At 43.7% G+C, this 9741-nt stretch carries 6 protein-coding genes and 2 pseudogenes; 3 read left to right on the top strand and 5 right to left on the bottom strand.

The window, feature by feature from the left end:
• On the bottom strand, nucleotides 1-314 hold a 314-nt coding region (locus BJP37_RS11575; protein WP_158069886.1), incomplete at its 3' end, for a helix-turn-helix domain-containing protein.
• A gap of 77 nt (nucleotides 315-391) precedes the next feature.
• On the opposite strand from BJP37_RS11575, the gene BJP37_RS11580 reads away from it, so the two are divergent.
• Nucleotides 392-532, top strand: a complete 141-nt coding sequence (locus tag BJP37_RS11580; RefSeq protein ID WP_075898914.1) for a plasmid mobilization protein — start codon at nucleotides 392-394, stop codon at nucleotides 530-532.
• Nucleotides 533-577: 45 nt separating this feature from the next.
• A pseudogene (locus BJP37_RS44940) lies at nucleotides 578-769 on the top strand (Uma2 family endonuclease); the annotation flags it as partial.
• 60 nt (nucleotides 770-829) lie between these two features.
• On the opposite strand, the gene iscB reads toward BJP37_RS44940, so the two are convergent.
• Nucleotides 830-2101 (bottom strand): RNA-guided endonuclease IscB, encoded by a 1272-nt coding sequence (iscB, locus tag BJP37_RS11590; RefSeq protein ID WP_075898915.1) that lies wholly within the window; start codon nucleotides 2099-2101, stop codon nucleotides 830-832.
• A gap of 248 nt (nucleotides 2102-2349) precedes the next feature.
• Between iscB and BJP37_RS11595 the strand changes: the two are divergent.
• Nucleotides 2350-2919, top strand: a pseudogene (locus tag BJP37_RS11595) (Uma2 family endonuclease); the annotation flags it as partial.
• Nucleotides 2920-3132: 213 nt separating this feature from the next.
• Here BJP37_RS11595 and BJP37_RS11600 read toward each other — a convergent pair.
• The 3 genes from BJP37_RS11600 to BJP37_RS11610 all read right to left on the bottom strand — a co-directional run bounded on the left by BJP37_RS11600 (nucleotide 3133) and on the right by BJP37_RS11610 (nucleotide 9482).
• A complete protein-coding gene (locus BJP37_RS11600) occupies nucleotides 3133-6360 on the bottom strand; it encodes an efflux RND transporter permease subunit (RefSeq protein WP_075898917.1) in 3228 nt (1075 codons plus the stop codon).
• Between the two features lie 54 nt (nucleotides 6361-6414).
• Entirely contained in the window at nucleotides 6415-8010 is a 1596-nt protein-coding gene (locus BJP37_RS11605; protein WP_075898919.1) for an efflux RND transporter periplasmic adaptor subunit, read from the bottom strand.
• Nucleotides 8011-8732: 722 nt separating this feature from the next.
• Nucleotides 8733-9482: a PEP-CTERM sorting domain-containing protein gene (locus tag BJP37_RS11610; protein ID WP_075898921.1), complete on the bottom strand. Its 750-nt coding sequence runs from the start codon at nucleotides 9480-9482 to the stop codon at nucleotides 8733-8735.
• Nucleotides 9483-9741: the final 259 nt, after the last annotated feature.

The raw sequence follows: 9741 nt of genomic DNA on the forward strand, positions 1-9741 counted from the left end.
AATCGCTTAAAAGTCAGATCAACTCTTTTAACGCAGTCTTGTAATACGTGAGCATGAATGTCACTGTACCAAGGTCTGTCTTTCTTGAGTTGAGGCAGGGTTCTCTTCTGAGAAAAGTAGTCAGGATTATTCCTTAGATCTGGTAAGTGACAAACAAGAGGACAAGATTTGATAGAACAGCGATTTTGGTCAAACCAATTGAACCTGTCTGCCAATAAATAGTTGTACTGATAACGCAACATGTCCAACCATTTTTCCGCTTTTGATATTTGCGACTTTGTTAATCTTAATCGGTATTGATATGCGGATTTCATTCTTGTCCTCTTGTTTATCGACCTATCAATAATCTAGCATATGGGTACCTGTTTGATAACCCAAAACATAAAGAAAAATGAAAGATCAAAAACTGATAGTTAGAGTAACTGAATTTGAAAAACAACAATTAAAACAAGAAGCCGACAGGAGAGGGATGACCCCTTCAGAATTAATCAGAAGCTTGATAGCTTGTTTCCCTATTCCTCAAAACTTTTAATTGGTGACTCCGTTTCACTCCATCACCAGGCTATCCTTCCCGACGCTGACCCTATCGGGTACAGCGCGGGGCTGCCGCCTTGAAGCTCAGTATGACCTTCCCTGTGATGACGGTATTCCGATGGAAACTGAACGACATAAACTCCAGATGCAATTGCTGATTGATCCGTTATTGCCTTGGTTGGCCCAGCGGGAGGATGGCTATGTGGGCGGTAATATGTTTCTTCATCTTTCTACCTCCTTGGAGACTCCCGTTATACCCGCAGGGTTAACGGTGAGAGGAAAAGGAGGACAGAATCTAGTTTGTATAAGCATAACCATCCTTTCTGTGAATAAATCGACAATATTTGTGACTAATCCCTTGCACTAGTCCTGATTTCGTTGAGATATTGAAAGACCCTGATTTTCTGGTTGCGACCCGTCCTACATAAGTACCAATATTCTTCCCCTTAGTTACCACGGCGCGGACAATATCTCCTGTCTGAAAGCCTTTGTGAAATTTAATTCTGGAGCAATGACGAATGGGGAACCCATACTTATTAGTCCTACAGAGCTGACGAGTGCCGTGTCCTTTGGCTGTTATTGCCAAAGGTAGGGTTACTTCAATAATCAGAGTTTCAACTTTTCCAACATTGGCCGCATCTAACCAATGAGTTTTAGGAAGATTTTGGCGGCACCTGTTGAATTTTGTTAATCCGCCGCTACCCACTTCAACAGGCAATCCTATTGATTTCAGTTCGTAGTACAACTTCCAGCGAGTTGAGTTAACAGAAGCCGCATCAGCCAGGGGGCGTAATGATTGACTCAGTATTCGTTTCAAGATACTAGGCTTTTTCGACAAAAAAAGCTCAATATCTTGATTGGATTTAGCCTGGTTACATGGATGACACGCAATAGTTAAATTAGAAACCCGATTGGAACCACCTTTAGATTTAGGCTTGATATGCTCGATTTCTAACTGAGTACCTGTTGCCCCACAATAAGCACACTTGCGATTCCATTTTTCAAGTAAATATTCCCGAAGTTCATAGCCGTAAAGTGTACCCTGTTGGTACTCGATACCAGATATTTCAGGATTTTGCAGCTTTTGAGTGTCGAACCTAACCAATTCTTGGGATATGCCGGTGATAGGACAGAATCGAATCAACTTTTTAACCCAAGTTAAAATATTTTGAACCCTAGACGTCAAACTAGGCGCTAACCAACCTTTCGGTCTAGTTCTGTTAAGAAATCTGGGCTTGCGGTATCGAGTTTTGCGATTACGTCTACTGCGCCTCAATTGTCTACGAGAACTCAAAGCTTCTCGTATTTGGAAACCTCTATGAGTAAGTTCGGCTCCCCAGATTAACCGTGTTCCTTGAACAATAGCTAGACCGCTTGTTTTTGCTCCAGGGTCTATTTTTAATTGGTGCTCGTGAGTTACTGGATCCTTTATCTCCTCCGTCAAGATTATGGTAAATGGGTAACGACGATAGACCTTTGCTTTTCCTGTCGAAAGTAGAATCCTAGCTCTCGCAGGTTTACATGGATCTAAAGGTTGTCGATTTTTGTTGAGTACAAAGACACGCATAATTGTGTTTTCTCCTATTGCTAGGGTTAAGTTCGCTTCGCCAATGTTTTTTGAGTTTGTCTTGTTAACAGCACTGTCTTAACCCATTTATGACTGTTTAACTGTCAACCACAGAGCAGAAGACTAGCGACGCATCTAAAGGTGTGATAGCTCAAAAAACGTAGACTCAAAAGTCTGAGGCTGGTCACGTCGTGAGCTTATTCAAGCCCCCGTTATACCGCGTTAGCGGTTAACGGTGGGTTCGTGACTTCAGTGAAGCACAACTTAAAAATCAAGACTTCCGGGGTCCAGATGTCTTTGTAGTGCTTGGGGTTCCCAAAGGCGAACGACTCAGTTGGGTAGTTTGGGAAGAAGGGAAAGCACCTGATGTGATCATTGAACTAATTTCTGAGAGTACAGCCAAGACCGATAAAACTACCAAAAAGCTAGTTTATCAAGACCAAGTCAGAGTACCGGAATATTTTTGGTACGACCCGTTTAATCCAGAAGATTGGGCGGGATTTAGCTTAGACAATGGAGTCTATCAACCTTTAAGTGAAGATGAACAGGAGCGACTAATTAGCGAAAGATTAGGGTTAGCCTTAGTGCGTTGGTCAGGCTTGTATAAGGAGGTTGACGCCACTTGGCTGCGTTGGGCTACCTTGGACGGAATTGTGCTACCTACTCCTGAAGAAAATGCAGCGATCGCTCAAGAACAAGCGGCGATCGCTCAAGAACAAGCAGCGATCGCTCAAGAACAAGCGGCGATCGCTCAAGAACGGGCTGAAAAACTGGCTGCTCGCTTACGAGCAATGGGAGTGAATCCAGATCAAGTTTGAAGAATCACAAGAGGCAAAGGGCAAGAGTCGTCACCTAGTCGAGTTGATTAATAATAGTAGTTATGAGCAATTACTATGATCATCGATTTTGGCAAAATTAGGAATTATTTAAAGTCTTTGAGCTGTGACATTTTCAACACCTAAAAAACTATAACTAAAACCAACTTTTGCCTCTTGCCTGTTGCCTGTTGCCTGTTGCCTCTTGCCTCCTGCCTATCTCTTATTGGGCGTCAACTGTAAATACAAACAAGGAATCACCAGCAACGCACTCAAGGTTGAGGCACATAAACCGAAGATAATTGCCATACACAAAGGAAACCAAATGGGATCACTTAGTGCTAAAGGAATCAAACCAACCATGGTGGTAATACTGGTGGTGAGTACCGGGCGCAGTCGGTCAGAAGCACCATGAGCTGCAGCTTGTCGCACTTTCATTCCACTTGAGCGATGGTTGTTCATGGTTTCTACGATCACGATGGAATCATTAACTACAATTCCCACTAGAGAAATAATCCCAATTATGGCAGGAAACGAAAGGGGTATCCCGAGCAAAGAGAAACCACTAAAGGTGCCAATCAAAGCAAAGGGGATAGAGAGCATAATAATGAAAGGCTGGGTGAAAGAGCCAAATTGCAGCACCAGTACCGAAAAAACTAAGAAAAGTGATACATAGGACATGTTAACTGCGGAACCAAAGGTCTCACTTTGAGTTGCAGCCTCTCCGCCAAATTTGTAATCATAACCTGGAGACCATGTTTTCTTCATTTGCTCTAATTTTGGCTGTAACTCTGCCAAAATCTCTCCAGACGTGCGACCTTTAGCTTTAGAATAAACAGTAACTGTGCGTTCGGTATCTGTATGGGTAATCGATAGGGGAGCCATGCTCTGCTCAATATCCAATATCGCCTCTCCCGATATTGCTCCGTGGTCTGATGAAAACAGTTGAATCATTCTCAACTCATCACGACGAGTCGGACCACCTACAGCTCCGTTGCGGGAGGGCCACGCAGTACTCAGGCGAATTTCTAAGTCGTCTTTTCCTGCTCTAATGGCAGAGTCTGTAATCTCGTTATCGGTCATAATGTAGCGTCCCTGCAGGGCTAGGTCATTTTCAGTGATGCCATAAAAATCCATAGCTTCCCGTTTGGGTCGAAGTTTGATATCGTTGCGCAAATCTCCCAAGCCATCACGGACATCTTCAGTCCCATCAATCTGGCGCAGTGCTAATTGGACTTCACCGGAAATCTGCCGCAGTGTGTTCATGTCATTGCCTTTTAGCTCAATGGCAATGGGGTCTCCGCCTTCACCAGTACCAGGAACATTTATGACTAGGGATGCTCCAGGATAATTACGGATCGCCTGATTCAGTTCTGTTCGCAAGTCATCTATATAGTCATAGGAGAACTGGTCGCGCTCGTTTTTTTTGGTAAATAGTGCTGAGAAACCTAGTAAATAGTTATCCTGTGTGGGCTTAAGACCACTCTCTGCCACTAAAGCACTTTTTTGACCAACTAATTTGGTGACACTTTCAAAATAATCCTTGGAACGCAAAATTTCTCCTAAATCATCTGCCACTTGTTGAGACTTTGCCAAGGTGGCTGTGGGGGGTAATTCCACATTGATACTGATAGGCCGGGTGTCAGCATCAGGAAAAAGCGTTCCTGGTAATTGCGCAACCGCAACCAAAGAGGTCATAAAAAGAACTACAGTGCCGACAATCCAAGCACCAGCTATTGCTCGGTTACGTACTGTAAACTTGAGACTCCAGTTTTTAAACCATTCAGAGGCGGATTCGGTTAATTTATCAATGCGGGTTTTTTGAATCTGGCCTTTGACATTACCTAACACAAAGCGAGACAAGGGTATATCGATTAATAAAGCGATCGCATAACTTAGCAACAGACAGATAATTGCTGTGATCGGCATCAAGCGTATAAACTTGCCCATCGTGCCACTAATTACCAGCAGGGGTGCCATAGCTAGAATAGTTGTCATCTGACCGGAAAAGGCTGGTGCTGCATAGGTTCTCACAGTCTTAAGGGCTGCCTGATTAAAGGTTAACCCTTCCACAAACAGTCCATCATGCATCCCCTCCATCATTAAGATGAATACATCCACCAGCAATCCTAGTGCTATGACCATCCCATATAAGATCATATTGTTGAGGGTGTACCCACCAAGCCAGAGCAGAAATATAGCTCCGAGAAAGGTTAAAGGAATCGATAACCCAGCAATTATGGCTTCTCGCCAGGTCAGGGCAATGAACAAGATGATAAAAACACCAACCACTGCCTGAATCACATTACTGATCAGGTTATTCTGCTCATCGTGAATCTGTTCGTCCTGCCTGTAGGTAATCCGATAATCCATCCCAAAAGGCCAGACATTGAGGTCTTGCTTGAGAGACTCCAGTTCTTCTAAGGTTTTTTCGATGACGTTAATTGAGTCAGACCCTGGTACTTTCACTACATCCATGCTGACGGTGGGTTCAAACTCAGAACCCCGCCAACTAATGAAAGCACGAGTCTTTTCCCTTTCCAAATCCCGACGTACTAAGGCAACTTCATCTAGGCGCACTACCCTACCATAACTACCACCCAAACGAGTGATAGGCAAGCTACGTAAATCTTCCAAGGTACGAAACCTACCGTACAATCGCACCTGGGCTCCAATCTGTTCATTTTCAATCTGGTCCCAGGGCATATCCTGGTTAGCAACTCTGAGGCGGTCACTTACTGTGGTTGGGGAAATCCCCAAAGTAATCATGCGGCTGGGGATAAGTTGGACATTGATAACTTCTTTCCGTTGTCCTGCTACATTAACCTCCCGTACACCCGAGACTTTTTCGAGTCTTTCTTGAATATCTTCCGCCGCCCGACTGAACACCGCCGGATCGAGATTACCATATAAAGCAATCGAGAAAATTGGGACATCTTGGGCAGAGATTTGCTCTATATTTGGTTGATTAGCCTCTGAATTAATCTCTGGTTCAGCATCATCGACTTTTTGCCGCAGCAGTGCCATCGACTCCTGAACATTGGCATTCGCTTGAAATTCCACTGATATCTGGGAGAAACCGTTGAAAGAAGCACTCTCAACTTTCTTCAATCCCTTTAGGGATTTGAGTTCTTTTTCAATTTTATCTGTGACTTGAGTTTCTATGGTTTCTGGGTCAGCCCCTGGCCAACTAGTAGTCACTATCGCCATGGGAATTTCCACATCTGGATCGGCTTCTTTGACCATCGACTGATAACCCATCAATCCACCCAAGGTTAGCAAAACGATCAAGAGAATACCAAATACTGTTTTCAGGAAAAAGAATTTAGCTAAACCTGAGGCTCGGTTAACATCAGGCACATCATGGCCATTATGCCCATTATGATGTATTTTATCCTGTAAACCCTCAGGTTTAGGGTTGGATGAAACCAGCTTACTACTCATCAATTACCTACCAAAGGAAAACGTCATCTGACCAATTACAAACTTTCCAAATTGCTAGTCAATCACTTCAACTGGTGTGCCATCAACTAAGCGATTTAGTCCTTCTGTGACCACTAAGTCGCCAACTTCAACACCACTTGAAATTTCTTGCATAGAAATCCCCCTAATCCCCGCTGTTACCGGACGCAGTTTGACGACTTTTTCTTGTTGATTTACAACAAATACATAGGGTTTCTGGTCTCGGTAGACAATTGCATTAAGAGGAACACTTAGGGCTGTGGGGTTTTCTGCCACAGCGATCCAAAGAGAAACTCGCTCCCCATCCAGTACATTCTTACTTCCTTGGTACAGGCGGATGGTCACGTTTACAGAACGCTCACCAGGGTTAACCGAAGGACTGACTGAAAAAATTGTGCCTCGGGCTTTAGCAAGGCGAAACAATTCCTGTTGGGTCATGCCTCTACTAGAGGCAGTACTCATGTCTTGATCTAACACCACATAAGCTGATTGACCCGGTTGCACCAATGGGCCATAAAAAGTGGGTAGTTCGACAATAACTTCATAAGCGCTAGGGTCATTGACAATGATAGGCACTGAATCGACTACACTCTGATAATCACCAGTGTTTAAACTGTTTAAAATTTGGGTTGTCCAGAAGTCTCCCTCTCGGATATTAAGGTGGGCTACAATGCCATCAAAGGGTGCTACAATCTCCGTATCTTCTAAACTAATGGTAGAGCGAGTTTGCCCAGCCTTGGCTGAAGAAATCTGGGCTTGAGTAGCAGTTAATTGTGACTGGGCAGATGCTAACTGACTTTCAGCGGCTTTGACATTGCTCAAGGCAGCATTAACTTCAGCTTGTGCTGCTCTGACTTGGGATTGAGCATCCTCGGCTCTATTTCTGTAGACATCAACATCACTCTCTGAGATTACACCGGCATCGAAAAGTTCTAGACGGCGTTTGAATTCAGATATCGCTAAATCAAAATCATTTTTTGCTGCTTCAAACTGGGCTTGGGCGCTGATTACTTGTGATTTGGTTTGTTCTACATTTGCTTGAGCTTGAGACAAGTTGGCTTGTGCTGTTACCCGTTGGGTTTGAGCTTCAGCAGTTTGGGCTTGAGCTTGTGCCAGATCTGCTCGCAGTCTGCGGTCATCTAATTTTGCTAGTAATTCACCCTTTTTGACAAAATCTCCCTCTCGCAGATCCCGTCCATTAACTTTTTTGAGATAGGTGATAGTTCCTGAGGTTTGGAAGGTCAGGTGTTTGCCTCGCACTGCTGAAACGAAGCCATTGCCAAAAACTAACTGTTGCAGTGGATAAATTTTGACTGGGGTGGCTCGTACAGGTAACCGGTTAGGTTCAGCTGGGGCTGCTGTGATGGTGTTTTGTGATACCTCAGGATTAGGTTGGAACTGTTTGAAAGCGATCGCACCCAATGCTATAATACCGATACCGAGCAGAAGAAAAGGCCACATCGGTCGCTTTTTGCGGGAGGGATGGGCGGGGGTATTGGTTGCTTCCCTGGCAGCTTCCGTTTCTAGTTCGGGTAATGAGTCTTGTGGTTGCTGTTCAACTCCTTGATCAATATCTTCCTGAATTGGTTGAGGTGAGGACAAGTGCTTTTGAGGCAAAGGATTTGATTTCATTGTTTATTTCCTGTAGCGTCAAGTGTTAAGTACTTTTGGGTAGCCTAGTATAGGGATATCGCCTGTCACCAAGGAGTTTGTTTCTAGAGAAATGCCACAGGCGCACATCATAACAAGCAGATATCTAATATATCAGTTGGAGCAAACCGGCAATAAACCCCTGGAATAGCATTCTCTGAAGTTTTGTCAAGTATACAGCCTCAAAACCTCTATTGAAATCAGGATAAGTACTAAAACCGAGGGATAATTGTATTAAAGTAGGGAGTAGGGAATCGGGAATCGGGAATCGGGAATCGGGAATCGGAAATCGGAAGGGCTTAGCCCTCTATAATAATCTTAAATCATTGTCTTGATCCAAAGCGCGAGTGGGGGAAACCCCCTGTTCCCTTGCTGCATCCCTTTCTTATCCCCCACACCCCACACCCCACACCCCACACCCCACACCCTAGGTGCCTTCTGCCAAATGCCTTAAAGCATACCATTTTTTTCACGAATCAGATCGGATTGCTATATAGGCTTTCACCTATACCCTAGACGGGATAAATTAATGGCTACATTGTAATTTTGGTTAATTTGTAAATAAATCATAAATCATAAATTATAAATTAACCCCACCAGTGTCTTAAACCAGTGGGGTTTTTTGAGAATTAATTCAAACTAATTACAAGAATTTATTTTGTGCGCTGACCGCACCTCAAGTAGCGTGCGGGTAGCGCATATGCTTAAGCAGTCTTTTTTTTGAAAGCTGTACCTGTTCCCAAAGCACCTAATGCTAGTAAGCCCAAAATTGAAGCAGGTTCCGGGACGGATGTGAGCTCAACATTGTCAATCAGCAGTCCAGAGCTAAAAGCAGTATCATCCTCGTCGAAGACTCCAATTCCTAAACTAAAGCTTCCGGAGGTCTCAAAGGTATAAGAAAAACTCTGAAAGCCAGTCTCTTGAAAAAAACGTGTCAAAGATGTTATGAATAGTGGGGAGTTGGTGTCAGCTAGCCCATCTACCATTTTAGCTATGCTCACGAAGGAAAAATCGTTAAAAGTTTCTGGAGTAAACGATGATGTCGATTCATTGGTGAGAAAGTTCCAATCAAAAGTCAAAACATCTCCGGCATGGGCGGTGAAGGTTTGTTGAATTGCAGAACCCTCTCTGGGAGTGCCTACATTGGGAAGATTAGGGATAGTAGCTAAGCTTCCAGCTGTTAATCCTAGAAATGTTTCTAGATCCGAGACAGGAACTGAGCCAAAATCAGTGGTTAGTAGAGCTTGGAAGTCTCCATCTGTTGGACCACTGCCAAACGCTGCTGTCTCAATACTAGTGTTGCCTATGGTTGCCCATTCGGTGAAATCACCAGTTTCAAAACTGCCATTGACAATTGCCAGAGCTGGGTTAGCACTTAAAAGAGTTGCGGCACTAACTAAACTTACTGTACCTGAGCATAGGATTAAGACATTGAACAATTGACGAGTAGACATAAAATTGATTACTCCTTTGTTAGGTAAAATGCTATGTTTTTAGCCACTACACTATTGGCTGTAACTATGTCTTGATGCAGGGCGGCCAAAGGGGCTTTATCCCATGAGGTACTGCATCGGTTTGAAGAGTATTGGAAAATTCATTAATATAGCAATTCTCTCTTCCATCAGGTACAAAGCGATCCCCCTAAATCCCCCTTAAAAAGCTATGCTTTATAAACATATTTCTTTACAAAAAACTTGACAAAAGTAACTTGAT

This window comes from Moorena bouillonii PNG (assembly GCF_001942495.1).
Classification (GTDB): Bacteria; Cyanobacteriota; Cyanobacteriia; order Cyanobacteriales; family Coleofasciculaceae; genus Moorena; species Moorena bouillonii.

Coding starts and splice junctions, on each gene's coding strand:
- BJP37_RS11580 (WP_075898914.1), top strand. CDS start 392: ATGAAAGATCAAAAACTGATAGTTAGAGTAACTGAATTTGAAAAACAA.
- iscB (WP_075898915.1), bottom strand. CDS start 2,101: ATGCGTGTCTTTGTACTCAACAAAAATCGACAACCTTTAGATCCATGT.
- BJP37_RS11600 (WP_075898917.1), bottom strand. CDS start 6,360: ATGAGTAGTAAGCTGGTTTCATCCAACCCTAAACCTGAGGGTTTACAG.
- BJP37_RS11605 (WP_075898919.1), bottom strand. CDS start 8,010: ATGAAATCAAATCCTTTGCCTCAAAAGCACTTGTCCTCACCTCAACCA.
- BJP37_RS11610 (WP_075898921.1), bottom strand. CDS start 9,482: ATGTCTACTCGTCAATTGTTCAATGTCTTAATCCTATGCTCAGGTACA.